At 69.3% G+C, this 16,192-nt stretch carries 20 protein-coding genes; 12 read left to right on the top strand and 8 right to left on the bottom strand.

Annotation, left to right across the window (positions count from 1 at the left end; translation table 11 throughout):
- On the top strand, window positions 1–300 hold a 300-nt coding region (locus tag RT123_RS00950; RefSeq protein ID WP_313007091.1), incomplete at its 5' end, for a BLUF domain-containing protein.
- Between the two features lie 7 nt (window positions 301–307).
- On the opposite strand, the gene RT123_RS00945 is transcribed toward RT123_RS00950, so the two are convergent.
- A complete protein-coding gene (locus RT123_RS00945; RefSeq protein ID WP_017506465.1) occupies window positions 308–685 on the bottom strand; it encodes a hypothetical protein in 378 nt (125 codons plus the stop codon).
- Window positions 686–689: 4 nt separating this feature from the next.
- On the bottom strand, window positions 690–1,520 hold the full coding sequence (locus RT123_RS00940; RefSeq protein WP_045809874.1) for a TIGR02587 family membrane protein: 831 nt from the start codon (window positions 1,518–1,520) through the stop codon (window positions 690–692).
- Window positions 1,521–1,629: 109 nt separating this feature from the next.
- On the opposite strand from RT123_RS00940, the gene RT123_RS00935 reads away from it, so the two are divergent.
- The 7 genes from RT123_RS00935 to RT123_RS00905 all read left to right on the top strand — a co-directional run bounded on the left by RT123_RS00935 (window position 1,630) and on the right by RT123_RS00905 (window position 7,265).
- Window positions 1,630–2,163: a hypothetical protein gene (locus tag RT123_RS00935; RefSeq protein ID WP_231868727.1), complete on the top strand. Its 534-nt coding sequence runs from the start codon at window positions 1,630–1,632 to the stop codon at window positions 2,161–2,163.
- A 94-nt stretch (window positions 2,164–2,257) separates the two neighbouring features.
- On the top strand, window positions 2,258–3,256 hold the full coding sequence (locus tag RT123_RS00930; protein ID WP_313007088.1) for a D-cysteine desulfhydrase: 999 nt from the start codon (window positions 2,258–2,260) through the stop codon (window positions 3,254–3,256).
- A gap of 12 nt (window positions 3,257–3,268) precedes the next feature.
- The gene (locus tag RT123_RS00925; protein WP_313007087.1) at window positions 3,269–3,529 is read left to right on the top strand and encodes a DUF3253 domain-containing protein; all 261 of its coding nucleotides are present in this window, start codon (window positions 3,269–3,271) and stop codon (window positions 3,527–3,529) included.
- A gap of 2 nt (window positions 3,530–3,531) precedes the next feature.
- Window positions 3,532–4,731 carry a chromate efflux transporter gene (chrA, locus tag RT123_RS00920; protein ID WP_313007085.1) on the top strand — a complete coding sequence of 400 codons (1,200 nt, stop codon included), beginning with the start codon at window positions 3,532–3,534 and terminating at the stop codon, window positions 4,729–4,731.
- Entirely contained in the window at window positions 4,728–5,405 is a 678-nt protein-coding gene (locus RT123_RS00915; RefSeq protein WP_313007083.1) for an amino acid racemase, read from the top strand. Before chrA ends, RT123_RS00915 begins: the two co-directional genes overlap by 4 nt.
- A gap of 49 nt (window positions 5,406–5,454) precedes the next feature.
- On the top strand, window positions 5,455–6,423 hold the full coding sequence (locus tag RT123_RS00910; RefSeq protein WP_313007081.1) for a nucleoside hydrolase: 969 nt from the start codon (window positions 5,455–5,457) through the stop codon (window positions 6,421–6,423).
- On the top strand, window positions 6,420–7,265 hold the full coding sequence (locus RT123_RS00905; RefSeq protein WP_153923366.1) for a ribokinase: 846 nt from the start codon (window positions 6,420–6,422) through the stop codon (window positions 7,263–7,265). Before RT123_RS00910 ends, RT123_RS00905 begins: the two co-directional genes overlap by 4 nt.
- Before the next feature lie 28 nt (window positions 7,266–7,293).
- On the opposite strand, the gene RT123_RS00900 is transcribed toward RT123_RS00905, so the two are convergent.
- Window positions 7,294–8,076 (bottom strand): hypothetical protein, encoded by a 783-nt coding sequence (locus RT123_RS00900; RefSeq protein ID WP_313007078.1) that lies wholly within the window; start codon window positions 8,074–8,076, stop codon window positions 7,294–7,296.
- A gap of 202 nt (window positions 8,077–8,278) precedes the next feature.
- Here RT123_RS00900 and RT123_RS00895 point away from each other — a divergent pair, with 202 nt between their 5' ends.
- Window positions 8,279–10,747, top strand: a complete 2,469-nt coding sequence (locus tag RT123_RS00895; RefSeq protein WP_313007077.1) for a prolyl oligopeptidase family serine peptidase — start codon at window positions 8,279–8,281, stop codon at window positions 10,745–10,747.
- A gap of 4 nt (window positions 10,748–10,751) precedes the next feature.
- Here RT123_RS00895 and RT123_RS00890 read toward each other — a convergent pair whose 3' ends face one another.
- Both RT123_RS00890 and RT123_RS00885 read right to left on the bottom strand, forming a co-directional pair.
- Window positions 10,752–11,357 (bottom strand): hypothetical protein, encoded by a 606-nt coding sequence (locus RT123_RS00890; RefSeq protein ID WP_313007075.1) that lies wholly within the window; start codon window positions 11,355–11,357, stop codon window positions 10,752–10,754.
- Window positions 11,358–11,436: 79 nt separating this feature from the next.
- Window positions 11,437–12,567, bottom strand: a complete 1,131-nt coding sequence (locus tag RT123_RS00885; RefSeq protein WP_313007073.1) for a zinc-dependent alcohol dehydrogenase family protein — start codon at window positions 12,565–12,567, stop codon at window positions 11,437–11,439.
- A 111-nt stretch (window positions 12,568–12,678) separates the two neighbouring features.
- Here RT123_RS00885 and RT123_RS00880 point away from each other — a divergent pair, with 111 nt between their 5' ends.
- Window positions 12,679–13,113, top strand: a complete 435-nt coding sequence (locus RT123_RS00880; RefSeq protein ID WP_017506452.1) for an acyl-CoA thioesterase — start codon at window positions 12,679–12,681, stop codon at window positions 13,111–13,113.
- A 42-nt stretch (window positions 13,114–13,155) separates the two neighbouring features.
- A complete protein-coding gene (locus RT123_RS00875; RefSeq protein WP_313007070.1) occupies window positions 13,156–13,695 on the top strand; it encodes a MarR family transcriptional regulator in 540 nt (179 codons plus the stop codon).
- Window positions 13,696–13,731: 36 nt separating this feature from the next.
- Here RT123_RS00875 and arsC read toward each other — a convergent pair whose 3' ends face one another.
- Both arsC and RT123_RS00865 read right to left on the bottom strand, forming a co-directional pair.
- Complete coding sequence (gene arsC / locus RT123_RS00870; RefSeq protein WP_313007068.1) at window positions 13,732–14,136, bottom strand: arsenate reductase (glutaredoxin); 405 nt, start codon at window positions 14,134–14,136, stop codon at window positions 13,732–13,734.
- Between the two features lie 5 nt (window positions 14,137–14,141).
- Window positions 14,142–14,477 (bottom strand): metalloregulator ArsR/SmtB family transcription factor, encoded by a 336-nt coding sequence (locus tag RT123_RS00865; RefSeq protein WP_313007066.1) that lies wholly within the window; start codon window positions 14,475–14,477, stop codon window positions 14,142–14,144.
- An 81-nt stretch (window positions 14,478–14,558) separates the two neighbouring features.
- Between RT123_RS00865 and RT123_RS00860 the strand changes: the two genes are divergently transcribed.
- Window positions 14,559–15,842: an arsenic transporter gene (locus RT123_RS00860; RefSeq protein ID WP_313007064.1), complete on the top strand. Its 1,284-nt coding sequence runs from the start codon at window positions 14,559–14,561 to the stop codon at window positions 15,840–15,842.
- 4 nt (window positions 15,843–15,846) lie between these two features.
- On the opposite strand, the gene RT123_RS00855 is transcribed toward RT123_RS00860, so the two are convergent.
- The gene (locus tag RT123_RS00855; protein ID WP_055753936.1) at window positions 15,847–16,047 is read right to left on the bottom strand and encodes a hypothetical protein; all 201 of its coding nucleotides are present in this window, start codon (window positions 16,045–16,047) and stop codon (window positions 15,847–15,849) included.
- Window positions 16,048–16,192: the final 145 nt, after the last annotated feature.

The raw sequence follows: 16,192 nt of genomic DNA, 5'->3' as shown, positions 1-16,192 counted from the left end.
CGCGACGACCTGACCGGGGCGCTGCTGATCCACGACGGACGGTTCCTGCAGGTGCTGGAGGGCGCAGCGCAGGATCTGGACCGGCTGATGACGCGCCTGGCGGGCGATCCGCGTCATGACGAGGTGGTGGTGATCGAGCGCAAGCCGATCCCGGCGCGCGGCTTTTCCGGCTGGGCCATGGCCAGCGTGCGCGTGACTCCGGCGCTGGAAGAGACGCTGCGGGCCACGGTGGACGGCGCCGGCGCGCCCCAGCAGACGGTCGAGCGGATGCAGGACGCGGTGCTGGCCCAGGCGGCCTGAGCGCCCCCTAGGGCGCCGACCAGCCCTTGACCGAGACGGCCGCCGCGCGCGGATCGGCGTCGAAGCGGAGGTAGGCCTTGGCGTGGCCGTGGCCGGGAACATAGTCCAGGCTGGCGGTCGCGGTCTGGTCGCCCAGAACCCCTTCGATATCCACTGCGGCGGCGGTGTCGTCGCCGTCGTTCTGAACCCGGACGGTCGCGACCTGGCCTGCGGCGGTGACGTCCACGGCGACGATGCGGGCGCTGAGCGCGGGCGGGGCCGTGGGCTGGAGCGCCTCCCACACCACGATGCCGATGGCGGTCAGGGTGATGACGGCGCCGAGCAGGGCCATGCCCCATTGCAACAGAGGGCGGGTCGATGCGGCGGGCTTCTTCTTCGTGGGCATGGGGTCAGACCAACAGACGGGCGGCGGCGGCGCCGATGGCGGCGGGGAAGCCCAGGACGACCATGGTCTGGACCACGCCGGCGACGGCATGGCCGTCGGTGCGGCCGAACAGGAACAGGGTGAACAGGCTGACGGCCAGGGCGATGGCGTAGCCAGGCAGGGTGAAATGCAGGAAGGCCTTGATCGGATGATCGGCCTCTTCCTGACCGGCGAAGCCCGCCTTGAAGACGATCAGGTGGAGCAGAAGGATGGAGACGGCGATCAGGGCCAGGATGTGGGCGGGCGTCGCCTTGTAGGCGATCAGGATCATCTCCTCGGTCGGGGCCACGTTCAGGGCGAAGAACAGGGCCCCGGCCGCCATCAGGAACAGTTCGCCGAAATAGGAGGCCTGATCTTCATCCGTGTCGCCTCCGCCGTCGCCGCTGAGCTGACGCCGGGCCAGAAGCGCGCCCATGGCGCCAGGAATGGCCTGAAGCGCGACCATGCCCAGGCCCTCGCGCGGCGGCGCGTCCCATTCGACGACGCCGAACAGGATCAGCAGCACCGAGGCGGTGATAAAGCCGACCGCCAGGGCCACGGCGGTGTCCAGCGCATCGTTGACCGGCCCACGTCGCTTGGAGAAGCCGGCGTAATAGGCCAGGCCGTACAGCAGCGGCAGGCCGGCGACGATGAAGGTCAGCAACCGCCAGCGGTCCATGATCACGCCTTGCGCCCACATCTCCATCGTCATCAACAGCGGAATGTTGAACACCAGGGCGCCGGCGAAGGCGCGGCCCAGATCGCGGACATAGGCGCGCTCGCGTTGCAGATCCAAAGGGGGCGCGGCGGCGGTCATGCGGCGGCAACGCTTGGGCGCCGGCTTTAGCTCCGGACCGGTTGTCGAACGGCGTTCAGGCGGCGTTCATTCGCAGCCAAGCTTGGTGGTAGGCTCTAGGGAGAGGGTAATGATGAAACAGATCAAGACGACCGCCGTGATCGCGGTTCTGGCGTGCGCGGGCTTGACGGCCTGCGCCTCGGTGGATGTCGGCGGCGCGCCGATGGCCCTGTCGCCCGCCATGGCCGAGCAGGCGCGGATCGGCAGCGTCACGACGACGACCGGCTGGCTGGACGCCGAGGACGACTTCGCCGACACCTTCAACGACGAGGTGCTGAACGAAATGGGGCTGTGCGCCGGTGGTCGGCACCGGCTGAACCTGAGCATCCATGTCGAGGCGCTGAGCCGGGCGCCGCGCCTGGCCATTCTGGCCGGCGATCGCGCCGAACACCGGATGCGGGCGACGGCGGAACTGCGCGATCCGGCGCAGGGCGGTCAGGTGGTCGGGCGTTATCCGCTGGTCGTGACGGTGGATGCGGGCGCCGGGGTGCTGGACGCCTTGATGGATCGCCAGGCGGTCACGTCCCACGCCTTCGCCCAGGCCCTGTGCGACGCCGCCTTCGTCGCGCCGACGCGTGTGGCCGAGGCCGGCGCGCCGGGCTGAGGTCGAGGGCGGAGCGTAGGGGCCGCCAGCTTGGGCCGGCGCTTTTGAATGTCACGGGCGCGAGCTATCAAGACGGCGAACAGGAAACCGTCCCATGCATCTCGCCCGTTTCGCCCGTATCCGCCTGGCCCATCTGCCGACGCCGCTGGAACCGTTGCCCCGCCTGTCGGAGGAGTTGGGTCTGGATCTGTGGATCAAGCGCGACGACTGCACCGGCCTGGCGGGCGGCGGCAACAAGACGAGGAAGCTGGAGTTCCTGCTGGGCGCGGCGTTCGAAGAGGACGCCGACACGCTGGTGACGCAAGGGGCGGTGCAATCGAACCATGTGCGCCAGACGGCGGCGGCGGCCGCCGCGCACGGTCTGGCCTGCGAGATCATTCTGGAAGAGCGGACGGGGTCCAAGGCGACGGATTATGTCGGCAACGGCAACGTGCTGCTGGACCGGCTGTTCGGCGCGACCCTACGCACCGTGCCGGGCGGGACGGACATGGTCGCCGAGCTGGAGAAGACGGCGGCCGAGGTGCGGGCGCGGGGCGGCAAGCCCTATGTCATCCCCGGCGGCGGTTCGAACCCGGTCGGGGCGCTGGGCTATGTCGATTGCGCGCGCGAGATCGTGGTCCAGGCCGACGAGATGGATCTGGAGGTCCACCGCATCGTGACGGCGACAGGCAGCGCGGGCACTCACGCGGGCCTGGTCGCCGGGCTGGCGGTCATGGGGGCGGACATTCCCGTGTTGGGAATCGGGGTGCGGGCGCCCAAGGACAGGCAGGAGGCGAACGTCTTCAAACTGGCCGAGGAGACGGCCGCCCTGCTGGGGCAGCCGGGACGGGTGACGCGCGAGCAGGTGGTCGCCGACTGCGACTATGTGGGCGAGGGCTATGGCCTGATCGACCAGGGGGTGATCGACGCCTTGACCCTGGCCGCGCGTCTGGACGGGATCGTGCTGGACCCGGTCTATTCCGGCAAGGCGATGAAGGGGCTGATCGCCCTGGCGCGCGCCGGCCGGTTCAAGGGCGAGACGGTGGTGTTTCTGCACACCGGCGGAGCGCAGGGGCTGTTCGGCTATCAGACCGAGATCGAAGGCGCGCTGTAGGCGCGGTCCGCTATGGACTCGCGCGAGGCGACGTTGGCGCTTCTGGCCGCCCGGTCCGAGGACGCCACCCTCTGCCCCAGCGAGGTCGCGCGGGTGGTCGCGGGCGAGGGCGGCGCGTGGCGCGAGGCGATGCCTGACGTTCATGCTGCGGTGGACGCCCTGGTGAACGAGGGCGCGGTGCGACTGAGCTGGAAGGGGCGGCCGCTGGTGATGCGTGCGGGGCCCTATCGGATCGCGCGGGCTCGAGGCGGTGAAGACGGGGGCGGCGGGTGACGGTGCGCGAGATCGAACCTGTCCCGCCGGCACTGTCTTTGGCGGCGGTGTTTCTGCGGTTCCTGCGGTTCGGGCTGCTGGCGTTTGGCGGGCCGGTGGCGCAGATCGCGATGATCCGGCGCGAGCTGGTCGATCAGGACGGGTGGATGTCCAGCGCGCGGTTCAACCGGCTGCTGGCGGTGTTGCAGGTGCTGCCGGGGCCGGAGGCGCACGAGCTGTGCGTGCACATGGGCATGCGGGCGCGGGGGCGGATCGGCGGCCTGCTGGCGGGGCTGGGGTTCATGCTGCCCGGGCTGATGCTGATGCTGGGGATCGGCTGGGCCTATGTGGCGCTGTCGCCGGTCGTGGGCCTGCTGGCCGGGGCGTTCCTGGGGGTTCAGGCGGCGGTGGTGGCGGTGATCGTGCGCGCCGTCTGCAAGATCGGATCGCATATTTTGGAGGATCGCTGGCTGTGGGCCGTCGCCGTCGTCGGCTTTGCGGCGACCCTGGCCGGGGCGGCGTTCTGGATCGTGCTGGCGGCGGGCGGGGCGGCCTATGTGCTGGTCCGGGCCGGGAGGGGAGGCCTGGCCGTCGGGGTCGTAGCGGCCGCGGGCGTCGCAGCCTTGGCGATGCACGGGCTGGGGGACGGCGGGCCGGTCTTCGGACAGGCGTCGGGGCAGGGGGGCGACGTGGGCGCAGCCGCGATGTTCTGGACGGGGCTGAAGGCGGGGCTGCTGACGTTCGGCGGCGCCTATACCGCCATTCCCTATGTGCGCGCCGATACGGTGGGGCGCGGGCTGATCGACGATGGGGCGTTTCTGGACGGGATCGCCTTTGCGGGGGTGATCCCGGCGCCGCTGGTGATCTTTTGCACCTTCGTCGGCTTCGTGGTCGCGGGTTGGGGCGGGGCGCTGGCGATGACGGCCGGGGTGTTCGCGCCCGCCTTCGCCTTTTCGATGATCTTCTATGAGCGGCTGGAGGCGGTGGTCGAGGACCGGCGGCTGCACGACGGTCTGGCCGGGGTGGCCGCCGCCGTTGTAGGGATCATCGCCGCGACCAGCGTGGAGCTGGGCTGGGCGACCTTGCAGCGGGCCCCGTCGATGGCGGCGGCTGCAGCGATCTTCGCGGTCGCCCTGGCGGTGGCGTGGGCCTGGAAGAGCCGCTACGCCGTGCCGGCAGTTCTGGCCGCCGCGGCGGTCGTGGGATGGGGCGTGATGCGATGAGCAAGATCCTGGGCGTGATCGGCGGTATGGGACCGGCGGCGACGGTGGCGTTTCTGGCGCGGGTGCAGGCGCTGACGCCGGCGGAGGGCGACGCCGATCATATCCGGGTGGTGATGGACCTGAACCCCCAGGTGCCCGATCGCAACACGCGACCGGGCGAGGCCGAGGTGGTGCTGGGACTGATGGCCGAGGGGCTGGCGGCGGCGGGAGCCGAGGTGATCGCCATGCCCTGCAACACCGCCCACGCCCAGGCGGGTGCGATCCGCGCGGCGTGCGCTGCGAAGGACCTGGGCTTCATCGACATGATCGCGGCGACGGCGGACGCGGCGGCGGCCTCTGGAGCCAAGCGGATCGGCGTGCTGGCGACGCCGGGGGGCGAGCGGCTCTACACGCAGGCGCTGGCGACGCGCGGTATCGAGACGGTGCTGCTGGAGGGTGCGGACCGCGAGGCCTTCATGGCGCTGGTCTATGGGGTCAAGCGCGGCGATGTCGGCGAGGCGGCGCGGGCGGGGATGTTGCGGCTGGCCCAAGCCCTGGCGGATGCGGGCGCGGACGGACTGATCGCGGGCTGCACCGAAGTGCCGCTGCTGCTGAGGGCCGAGGATGCGCCGGTCCCGCTGACGGATTCAGCCGAGGTGCTGGCCCAGGCCTCCGTGGAGGCGTGTCGGGTCTAAGGCGCGGTTGCGGCTTGCTCCGCGCGGCCGGCCTGCCTAGTCATGAGCGGTGTCTATTCAGTCCCTGATCATCGATTGCGACCCCGGCGTGGACGACGCCGTGGCGCTGTTTCTGGCCTTCGCCGCGCCCGAACTGGCGCTGCTGGCCGTCACCACGGTCGCTGGCAATGTCCCCGGCGCCAAGACCCAGCGCAATGCGCGCATCATCCGCCAGATCGCCGGGCGCGAGGAGGTGCCGGTGTTCGGCGGGGCCGAGCGGCCCCTGAAACGTCCGCCGGCGGGGGCGGGCGAGTTTCACGGCGTCGAGGGTCTGGGCGATCTGGAGCCGTTCGAACCGACGGGGATCGTCGGCGACGGGCCGGCCGCGAACGCCATCGTCGATCTGGTGATGAGCCGGCCCGAAGGCTCGGTCGCCATCGCCGTCCTGGGGCCGATGACCAATCTGGCGCTGGCGATGCGGCGTGAGCGGCGGTTGGCCGAACGGCTGGGGCCGGTGGCGGTCATGGGTGGGGCGCGGTCGGAAGGCGGCAATGTCACCGCATCGGCCGAGTTCAACATCTGGGCCGATCCGGATGCGGCGGCGGTGGTGTTCGGATCGGGCTGTCAGGTGGTCGCCTTCGGCCTGGATGCGACCCATCAGGTGCGCGCGACCGAGGACCGGATCTTGGCGATAGAGGCCATCGACAGCGAGGCCGCGCGGGCCGCAGCGTCGACGCTGCGGTTCTCGCAGCGGGTGGAGCGCGAGATCGTGGGCTGGGACGCAGCCCCATTGCATGACCCCTGTCCCATCGCTTGGCTGATCCAGCCCGACCTGTTCGAGACGAAGCCCTGCCGGATCGAGGTGGAGACGGGTTCGGACCTGACGCGCGGGCATACGGCGGTGGAGTTCCGGATCGATCCGGCGACGGCGCGGCATCGCTGGGCGGTCGCGGCGGACGCGCAAGGGGTGTTCGATCTGATCGTCGCCAAGCTGAAGGCTCAGGCGCTGGAGGCTCAGGCGCTGGAGGCCGGCGCATGAGGATCACCGTCGTCGGCTCGATCAACCTGGATCTGGTGGCCACCGCGCCCCAACTGCCGGCGCCGGGCGAGACGGTGACCGGGGCGACCCTGGCGCGGCATCCCGGCGGCAAGGGCGCCAATCAGGCGCTGGCGGCCGAGAAACTGGGGGCCGAGGCCAGCCTGATCGGGCGGGTCGGCAATGACGCCATGGCCGGCGAGGCCCTGGCCCTGATGGAAGACCTGGGCGTCGATCTGGCGGGGGTGGAGGTGGATGTGGCGGCCCCGACGGGCGTCGCCCTGATCGCCGTCGATCCAACCGGCGAGAACCAGATCGTGGTCGCGGCCGGCGCCAACCATATGGTCACGCCTGAACAGCTGCCGCAGCGGATCGAGGGCGCGCTGATCGTACAGCTGGAGCTGCCGATCGAGACTGTCGAGGCGGCGGTGGGCCGGGCGACGGGCTTCGTCTGCGCCAATCTGGCGCCCGCCGCGCCGGTGTCGGAACTGCTGCTGCGCCGCGCCGACCTGATCGTCGTCAACGAGACCGAGGCGGCCTTCTATGGCGACGGCCTGCACCGGGGCGGGGGACGGGTCGTCGTCACCAAGGGCGCCCGAGGCGCGGCCATGTATCAGCGCGGCGTCGAAATGGCCTGGGCGACCCCGCCGGCCGTCGAGGCGGTCGATGCGACGGGCGCAGGCGACGCCTTCGTCGCCGCCATCACGGTGGCTTTGCTGGAAGGCATGGACCCGGCCGAGGCGCTGCGCTTCGCCTGCGCCGCCGGGGCGTTCGCGGCGACCCGCCCGGGCGCGCAGCCCTCGGCGCCGGAGCGCGATCAGGTCGAGGCGCTGCTGGCGGGGTAGGGACGCGGTCTGCGCCTCTTCGTCGTGGTCAGACCCCTGGCGGCGGACCAGGGGGCGTCGGGAAGGCGAGCGGCGCGACGGCCGCGCCGGGAGAACCGGCCGTGACGGTCTGGTAAAGCTGAAGGCCGAGCGGCGACCAGGTGAGGGCCTCGATCGCTGCGATCATGGCGATCTGAATCCCCAGACTCCAGAACCAGGCGGGGTGGATCCGGCGGGTCTTCGCCAGATCGATGATCATGCCGATGACTGGAAACGCCAGGGTGACGAGCGTGGTCGCCTCCCAGGCCCAGGGGATCAGCAAGGGCATGGGCAAAAGCCGACCGACGGCCGGCCCCAGCAGGATCGCCATGGCGGAATAGTGCAGGCGGCGGTGCCAGTCCGTTGACCGACGAAGCCACACCGCCGCGACGGTGAGGCCGACGAAGGTCGCGAGCGAGAGGGGGTCGAAGACCAGAAACTGCAAGGGCCGGAAGAAGAAGGGCACGTCGCCCCGACGAACCATGGCCTCGGTGACCAGCCAGCCCAGGATGAGCATGGGCGCCAGCCATGCGGCCGCCAGCCAGCCCAGCGGCCGGTGCCAACGCAGCTGGCCCGTGGCGATCAAGAGGTTCTGAACCAGGAAGATGACGACCCAGCCCATGAAGACCACGGCGTGGGCGTGCACCAGCAACGGAGCCTCGAAGCTGGAGCGGCCCATGGCCAGCTGAAGCGAAAAGCCCGCCACGACGACAAGCGCCATGACGACGGCCAGCCCCGGAAAGACGCGGTCCGGCGTGCGGTCGGCCCCGCCCATCCTGTTCGCAGTCGCCATGACACACCCCCCGATGTTTCCGGCGAAACTTAACGCCGAAGCCCGACTGCGGCAATCTGGAATATCAGCGATATGTCGAGGATCGACTGGGCCAGGCGCAGGCGTCGCCGCGCCAATGTGACACTGTAACGCCGAAACGGGTTGTCGGCGGTGGAAAGGCGGGGTTAGGTCTCGAGTTCGGGATTTGTGGGGACTTCAGACGATGATGATGCGTGGACGTGGGGTTGGGCTGGTTCTGGCGGCGGTGCTGCTGAGCGGCGTGGCGGGGGGGGCGTTAGCCCAGAACGCGGGGCAGGCTGCGGGACCGATGGTCTATCAGCAGCCGCCGGCGCCGATCGCGGACATCCTGGACGCCAAGCCGACGCCGTCGTCGATGCTGAGCCCGGATCGGCGGACGCTGGTGTTGATGGACCGGTCTAACCTACCCAGCATCAAGGCCTTGGCCGAGCCGATGCTGCGGCTGGCGGGGACGCGGATCAATCCGAGGAACAATGGCGCGGCCGAAAGCCGGGTGGCGTGGCTGACGGGTCTGAGCCTGCAGGCGGTGGATGGCGGGCAACCTCGCGTCGTGGCCCTGCCCGACGGCGCGCGGTTCACGGCGCCGCGTTTCTCGCCGGACGCCAAGTCGCTGGCCTTCGTGCTGGACCGGCCGACGGGGCTGGAGCTGTGGGTCGTGGATGTGGCCTCGGCGCGGGCGAGGAAGCTGACCGATCCGGTGGTCAATATGACGGGCGGGACGGGTTATGAGTGGCTGCCCGACAGTTCGGGTCTGCTGGTCGAGGCGGTGCCGGCTGGACGCGGTCCGGCGCCGGACGTGACGGCGGCGCCCACGGGGCCGAACATCGAGGAGACGGCCGGGCGGGTCGCGCCGGTGCGGACCTATCAGGACCTGTTGTCGAACCCCGGCGACGAGGCCCTGTTCGACCATTATTTCACCAGCCAACTGACGCTGGTTCCGCTGAACGGCCGTGCCCGGACGATCGGGGCCCCGGCGGTCTATCTGGATGCGTCGGTGTCTCCGGACGGCAAATACATCCTGCATGAGATCGCCAAGCGGCCCTATTCCTATGCGGTGCCGGACGACCTGTTCCCTACCGAGATCGTGGTGACGGATCTGAACGGTCGCGTGGTGCGCACGGTCGCCGACCTGCCGCTGCGGGACGACGTGCCGACCGCCTTCGACGCCGTGGCGCCGGGGCCGCGCTCGGTCGAGTGGCGGGCCGATGCGCCGGCGACCCTGACCTGGGTCGAGGCGCTGGACGGCGGCGACATCCGGCGCGAGGCCGAGTTCCGGGACCGAGTCTTCATGCAGGCCGCGCCGTTCACGGGCGAGCCCGTCAAGCTGATCGACCTGAAGGAACGGTTCGGCGGGATCGTTTGGGGCCGGGACGACCTGGCCATCGTCAACAGCCGCTGGTTCAACACCCGGCATGAGACGCGCTTCGTGGTGGATCCGTCCAACCCCGGCGAGGGCCGGGTGTTGCTGGAGCGGAACTATCAGGCGCGCTACGACAATCCGGGCCAGCCGGTGACCCAGCCGAATGCGCAGGGCCGGTCGGTGATCCGCTTCGATCCGCAGGGGCGCATCCTGATGTCAGGCGCCGGCGCCACGCCGCAGGGCGAGTTCCCCTTCCTGGCCGCCATGGACCCGGCGACGGGACGCAGCGAACGGCTGTGGACCTCGGCCAATACGGATTACGAGGCCGTGGTCGGCTTCCTGGATGCGGACGGCAAGCGGGTGGTGACGCAGCGCGAGACGCGGCTGGATCCGCCCAATCTGCAGATCCGCGATCTGACGACGGGCCAGACGACGCGGCTGACCAACTTCCCCGATCCGGCGCCGCAGCTGGCCGAGGCGACGCGGCAACTGGTGACTTATGAGCGGGCCGACGGGGTCAAGCTGTCGGGGACGCTGTATCTGCCGGCCGGTTATGATAAGGACCGCGACGGGCCGCTGCCGATGCTGATGTGGGCCTATCCCGCCGAGTTCACCGATGCGGCGGTGGCGGGCCAGACGGTGGACGTGCAGAACCGGTTCGTGCGGCCCGGCGGGTCCAGCCATCTGTTCCTGCTGACCCAGGGCTATGCGATCTTCGACAACCCCTCCATGCCCATCATCGGCAAGGATGGGGCCGAGCCGAACGACACCTATGTCGAGCAGCTGGTCGCCGACGCAAAGGCCGCGGTCGATGCGGTGGTCGGCATGGGCGTGGCGGACCGCGACCGGATCGCAGTCGGCGGCCACAGCTACGGCGCCTTCATGACCGCGAACCTGCTGGCGCACAGCGATCTGTTCCGCACCGGGATCGCGCGGTCGGGGGCCTATAACCGCACCCTGACGCCGTTCGGCTTCCAGTCCGAGCAGCGCAACTACTGGGAGGCGACCGAGGTCTATACCGAGATGTCGCCCTTCACCTATGCGAACAAGCTGAACGAGCCAATCCTGCTGATCCACGGCGAGGCGGACGACAACTCGGGCACCTTCCCGGTCCAGTCCGAGCGCTTCTATGCGGCTCTGAAGGGGCTGGGGGCGACGGCGCGTTACGTCACCCTGCCGCTGGAGGCGCATGGATACCGCGCGCGGGAATCGGTGGGCCACACCCTGTGGGAGATGACCCGCTGGCTAGACCAGTATGTGAAGAACGCCCCGCCGAAGCCGGCCGCGAACTGAGCGATCAGGGCTTGGACGCCGCGGCCTCCGCCGCGGCGTTGACGGCCGCGAGACGCGCGTCCTGTTCCGCCTGGGGCGGGACGCCGAAGACGGCGCGCAGGCTGTCGGGGATCAGGGCGCGGTCGTAGGGATCGAGTGTGGCCGGGGCGTCGCGGGTCTTGCGGGTCTGGGTGCCGTAGATCTGCGGCTTTTCGGTCATCTGCAGATAGCGATCCAGCGTCGCGGCGGCGATCCAGGCGCCTTCGGGCGAGCCCTTGGCCACGGCGGCGACGGCCAGGCTATGGGCCAGCAGATAATCCTCGGGCGTGGAGCCGTGCTGGAAGACGAAGGCGGCGGCGCGGTAGTCCTCGCCGGTGCTAAGCGCGCCGGCGTCCAGCAGGGCGCGGGTCTGGACCCGGCGCGCGGCGTCTTCGGCGAGCATTGCTGTGACGCGGGCACGGTCCTTGAAGAAGTCCGGCGTCAGGTTCTGCCTTACGGCCTGGTCGGCGGCGAAGATGGCGGCCATCTCGGCGTTGTTTTGAGGCGAGGTCTCCTGCGCCAGGGCCGGAACGGCGAAAGCCAGGGCGACGGCCGACATCGCGGCGGCGCAGGACAGGCGAGACGGACGCATGGGAGATCTCCGCTGAAGCTTGAGCGGACATTGGTCTGCGGATTTGCGGCCGAAACCGGGCGGCGGGATTACAGTGTCGTCAGGGTCTGACGATCAGTCGCACGACCTCGCCGGCGTGGAGGCGGTCGAAGCCGGTGTTGATGTCATTCAAAGGGATGACGCCGCTCATCAGGCGATCCACCGGCAGGCGGCCCTGGCGATACAGGGCGACGTAGCGGGGGATGTCGCGGCTGGGGACGCAGGTGCCGATGTAGGAACCCTTCAGCGTGCGCTCTTCGCCGACGAGGGAGACCACGTTGACGGCCAGCGCCGCATCGGGCGGCGGCAGGCCGGCGGTGACGGTGGTTCCGCCGCGTTTGGTCATCTTCCACGCCGCCTCCAGCGCCCGGACCGAGCCGGCCATTTCGAAGGCGAAGTCGGCGCCGCCGTTCGTCAGGGCGCGGACCTGATCGACCGCATCGGGGTCGGCGGCGTTGACGGTTTCGACCGCGCCGAGGGTGCGGGCGAGGGCCAGCTTGTCCTCGGACAGATCGACGGCGACGACGGGGCTGGCGCCCGAGGCCAGGGCGCCCAGCACGCTGGCCAGACCGACGCCGCCCAGGCCGATGACGACGACGCTCTGGCCCGCCTTGACGCCGGCTGTGTTCACCACGGCCCCGACGCCGGTCAGTACGGCGCAGCCGAACAGGGCCGCCTCTTCGAACGACAGGTCGGGATCGATCTTGACCAGGGAGCGGCGTGAGACGACGGCCCGCTCGGCGAAGGCGGAGCAGCCGAGGTGGTGGTTGACCGGCTCGCCCTCGCGGAGAATCCGGCGGGCGCCGGACAGAAGCTCGCCCCGGCCGTTGGCGGCGGCGCCCGGCTCGCACAGGGCGGGACGGCCGCCCGCGCACGGATTGCAGTGGCCGCAGGACGGCATGAAGACCATGACGACGTGATCGCCGATGGCCAGATCGGTGACGCCGTCCCCCAGCGCCTCGACCACGCCCGCCGCCTCGTGCCCCAGGGCCATGGGCAGGGGGCGAGGGCGGTCGCCGTTGATGACCGACAGGTCCGAATGGCACAGGCCCGCCGCCTTGATCGCGACCAGCACTTCGCCGGGGCCGGGCGGGTCCAGCGTGACGGTCTGGACCGAAAGGGGGCGGCTGTCGGCGTAGGGGCGGGCGGCGCCCATGTCAGACAGGACGGCGGCGCGAGTCTTAAGGATCATGTGGTCAAGCCTTCGTCATCAACAAGCTACCGATAGGCGCTTGACCTAACGTCGTCCAAGCTAGAGCGTCGGGATCGAGAGCGACGGTTCGCGTCGCCGAGGGAGACGACGATGCCGAAACGAGACGAGGGCGCGCTGGCGCAACGGGCGACCTACAAGGCCTTTCACATGGTCTCCACCCGCTGGGCCGACAACGACCAGTACGGCCATATCAACAACGCCAAATTCTACGAGTTCGTCGACTCGGCGGTGAACGCCCATCTGCTGATCGCCAATGCGCTGACGGAATCGATCGGCCTGGTGGTGGATTCGGGCTGTCGCTACACCTCGTCGCTGAAGTTCCCCGATGTGATCGAGGTCGGGATCAAGGTCGATGCGATCGGCACCTCCAGCGTCACCTACGGCTTTGCGGTCTTCAAGCGCAGCGTGGATGTTCCCGCCGCCATCGGCCATTTCGTCCACGTCTATGTCGACGCCGAAACCCGCCGGCCCAAGCCGCTGCCGGCGCGGCTGAGAAGCGTGGTGGAGAACCTGCGCGCGGGGTGAGGACTTTCGCCCCTCGTCTGTACATCATCGCCTGTTTCCGTGATGCCTATACCTTCCGACCCCGCTGATCTTGATGACGCCTTCTATCTGAACGTCTCGGAGACGGATGTGGCGACGACCGGGGACGATCCCCGCGCCAGCCTGGAGCTGGTCGTGTCCATGCGCATCGCCTTCGTGGCCCGGGCGTGGATCACGCGCGCCAATGCGCTGTTTCGCGGTCGAGGCTATACGGCGGCCCAGCGTGCGCACCTGTATGTTCTGGCGTCCAAGCCCAAGGGGCTGACGCAGGCGGAGTTGGCGGCGATCCTGCGGATATCGGAGGCGTCGCTGTCACGCCGTATCAAGCTGTCGATCGAAGAAGGTCTGGTGTCGCGTCATCCGTTTTGCGGCGATGGACGGGCAAACCTGATCCGGCTGGAGCCCAAGGGGCTGGAGGCGCTGAACGCCTCCGATCGCGTCGCACGCGAGGATCGCACCCGACTGCTGGCGGGCGTGACGGACGAGGAACTGGCCATCACCGCCAAGGTCCTGAAGCTGTTGACGGATCGCATCCCGCAGACGCCAGAACGGTCCGACGCCTGACGGCATCGGACCGCCTTGAACGTCAGTCGCCCGCCCCTAGGCGTCGAGAATGACCTGGCCGTCTTCCTTGACGAAGGGCTTGGAGAGATTGTCGGGCAGCAGGTCCAGAACCGTCTCGGACGGGCGGCACAGCTTCACCCCCAGGGGCGAGACGACGATGGGCCGGTTCATCAGGATCGGGTGCGCCGCGATGGCGTCCAGCAGTTGGTCGTCCGACAGGGCGGCGTCGTCCAGGCCGAGGTCGGCGTAGGGCGTGCCCTTTTCGCGCAGGATATCGCGCACCGATCCACCCATCCGCTCGACCAGTTGGGCCACCAGCGCGCGGCTGGGCGGGGTCTTCAGATACTCGATCACATGCGGCTCGATCCCGACGTGGCGGATCAGGGCCAGGGTGTTACGCGACGTGCCGCAGGCGGGGTTGTGATAGATGATGACGTCCATTGGCCTCAGTCGCAACAGGGGGCCAGTTCGGCCAGCAAGGGTTGGCAAAGCTCGGCGCGGCCCTGGCAGCAGTCCTTGAGCAGGAACAGCACGACCTCGCCCAGTCGATCCAGATCGGCCCGGTAGATGATCGACCGGCTGCGCCTCTGAGACGCAATCAGTCCGGCGCGCGACAGCACGCCCAGATGCGCCGACATCGTATTGGTCGGAACGGCGAGCCGGTCCGCGATCTCTCCGGCCGGCAGGCCTTCCGGCGCATGGCGGACCAGCAACCGGAAGGCGTCCAGTCGCGTGGATTGCGCCAGGGCGGCCAGCGCGAGAATAGCCGGTTCGGATTCCATTATTCCAAGATACTGGAAATATGGTGTCATGCAAGCTAGAGAGGGCGGTGCGGTCGTCGTTCGACCGGGATGGAGCCGCCCATGGTCGTCGCCTTTCTGATCTTCGCGGTCACCATCACCCTGGTGATCTGGCAGCCGAAGGGGTTGCAGATCGGCTGGAGCGCGATGGGCGGTGCGGCGGCGGCGCTGTTGCTGGGCGTCGTCACCCTGGCCGACATCCCCGTGGTCTGGGACATCGTCTGGAACGCCACGGCGACCTTCGTCGCGATCATCATCATCAGCCTGTTGCTGGACGAGGCCGGATTCTTCGAATGGGCGGCGCTGCATGTCGGGCGATGGGGCGGCGGCCATGGGCGCCGGCTGTTCGTCCTGTTCGTCCTGCTGGGCGCGGCGGTGTCGGCGGTCTTCGCCAACGACGGGGCGGCGCTGATCCTGACGCCCATCGTCATCGCCATGCTGCTGGCGCTCGGCTATGGCCCCAAGGCGACGCTGGCCTTCGTGATGGCGGCGGGCTTCATCGCGGATGCGGGCAGCCTGCCGCTGGTGGTGTCCAACCTGGTCAACATCGTCTCGGCCGACTTCTTCGACATCGGCTTCGACCGCTATGCGGCGGTCATGGCGCCGGTGAACCTGGCGAGCATCGCCGCGACGCTGATCGTGCTGTTCGTGGTGTTCGGGCGCGATATTCCCAAGGCCTATGACCTGGAGCGGTTAGCCGCGCCGTCCAGCGCGATCAAGGATCGCGCGACCTTCCTGTGGGGCTGGATCATCCTGGCGTATCTGCTGATCGGCTTCTTCGTGCTGGAACCGCGAGGGGTGCCGGTGTCCGCCGTCGCCGCGACGGGGGCGGTCGTCCTGTTGGTCGTGGCGGGCCGCGGCGCGGTCATCAGCACGACGAAGGTGCTGCGCGAGGCGCCGTGGCAGGTCGTGATCTTCTCTTTGGGGATGTATCTGGTCGTCTATGGGCTGGGCAACGCCGGCCTGACACGCCAGATCGCGGGCCTGCTGGACGGCTTCGCGCAGGGCGGGGTCTGGGGCGCGGCCTTCGGAACCGGGTTCCTGACCGCCTTCCTGTCGGCCATCGCCAACAATATGCCGACAGTCCTGATCGGCGCCCTGTCGATCGACGCCTCGGGCGCGACCGGCGCGGCGAGGGAGGCGATGATCTACGCCAATGTCATCGGTAGCGACCTGGGGCCGAAGATGACGCCCATCGGCTCCTTGGCCACATTGCTGTGGCTGCACGTCCTGGCGCGAAAGGGCGTGAAGATCGGGTGGGGCTATTATTTCAAGGTGGGCGTGGTGCTCACCCTGCCGGTCCTGGGCGTCGCCCTGGCGGCCCTGGCCTTACGCCTGAGCGTCTAGGGCCTCAGTCGTCCAGACGGCCGATCAGGAACAGGGCGCCGACGGCGGTCAGGGCGCCCAGGGTGAAGGCTGTGACGATGGCGCCGGTGGCGACGGCGGTGGAGACGGTCACCGGGCGGGCTTCGTACCACTCGACAATGTCGGCCTCGTGCAGGTCCTCGTCCATATAGCCTTCGGCTTCATAGATGGTGTCGTCTGCGGTCATGGCTTTACGCTCCGTCTGTCTTGCCCGGATCAATACGCCCAAACGGTACAGGTTCCACCCCTGTCGCCCCCGATCGGCGTATCGTGACAGGATGCCGCTCTTCGTTTAGGAGGCGCGGCTCAGGTTCAGAACGCTCAAAGACGAT

It is taken from the genome of Brevundimonas vesicularis (assembly GCF_032067225.1).
GTDB classification, from domain to species: Bacteria; Pseudomonadota; Alphaproteobacteria; order Caulobacterales; family Caulobacteraceae; genus Brevundimonas; species Brevundimonas vesicularis_F.
Note: the sequence above shows the minus strand (reverse complement) of the source record. Positions and strands in the feature narration are given on the sequence as shown.

Excerpts from the sequence above, each read along its gene's own strand:
- RT123_RS00945 (WP_017506465.1), bottom strand. The coding sequence starts at position 685 with ATGCCCACGAAGAAGAAGCCCGCCGCATCGACCCGCCCTCTGTTGCAA.
- RT123_RS00940 (WP_045809874.1), bottom strand. The coding sequence starts at position 1,520 with ATGACCGCCGCCGCGCCCCCTTTGGATCTGCAACGCGAGCGCGCCTAT.
- RT123_RS00935 (WP_231868727.1), top strand. The coding sequence starts at position 1,630 with ATGATGAAACAGATCAAGACGACCGCCGTGATCGCGGTTCTGGCGTGC.
- RT123_RS00930 (WP_313007088.1), top strand. The coding sequence starts at position 2,258 with ATGCATCTCGCCCGTTTCGCCCGTATCCGCCTGGCCCATCTGCCGACG.
- RT123_RS00925 (WP_313007087.1), top strand. The coding sequence starts at position 3,269 with ATGGACTCGCGCGAGGCGACGTTGGCGCTTCTGGCCGCCCGGTCCGAG.
- RT123_RS00915 (WP_313007083.1), top strand. The coding sequence starts at position 4,728 with ATGAGCAAGATCCTGGGCGTGATCGGCGGTATGGGACCGGCGGCGACG.
- RT123_RS00905 (WP_153923366.1), top strand. The coding sequence starts at position 6,420 with ATGAGGATCACCGTCGTCGGCTCGATCAACCTGGATCTGGTGGCCACC.
- RT123_RS00900 (WP_313007078.1), bottom strand. The coding sequence starts at position 8,076 with ATGGCGACTGCGAACAGGATGGGCGGGGCCGACCGCACGCCGGACCGC.
- RT123_RS00895 (WP_313007077.1), top strand. The coding sequence starts at position 8,279 with ATGATGATGCGTGGACGTGGGGTTGGGCTGGTTCTGGCGGCGGTGCTG.
- RT123_RS00890 (WP_313007075.1), bottom strand. The coding sequence starts at position 11,357 with ATGCGTCCGTCTCGCCTGTCCTGCGCCGCCGCGATGTCGGCCGTCGCC.
- RT123_RS00885 (WP_313007073.1), bottom strand. The coding sequence starts at position 12,567 with ATGATCCTTAAGACTCGCGCCGCCGTCCTGTCTGACATGGGCGCCGCC.
- RT123_RS00880 (WP_017506452.1), top strand. The coding sequence starts at position 12,679 with ATGCCGAAACGAGACGAGGGCGCGCTGGCGCAACGGGCGACCTACAAG.
- RT123_RS00875 (WP_313007070.1), top strand. The coding sequence starts at position 13,156 with ATGCCTATACCTTCCGACCCCGCTGATCTTGATGACGCCTTCTATCTG.
- arsC (WP_313007068.1), bottom strand. The coding sequence starts at position 14,136 with ATGGACGTCATCATCTATCACAACCCCGCCTGCGGCACGTCGCGTAAC.
- RT123_RS00865 (WP_313007066.1), bottom strand. The coding sequence starts at position 14,477 with ATGGAATCCGAACCGGCTATTCTCGCGCTGGCCGCCCTGGCGCAATCC.
- RT123_RS00860 (WP_313007064.1), top strand. The coding sequence starts at position 14,559 with ATGGTCGTCGCCTTTCTGATCTTCGCGGTCACCATCACCCTGGTGATC.
- RT123_RS00855 (WP_055753936.1), bottom strand. The coding sequence starts at position 16,047 with ATGACCGCAGACGACACCATCTATGAAGCCGAAGGCTATATGGACGAG.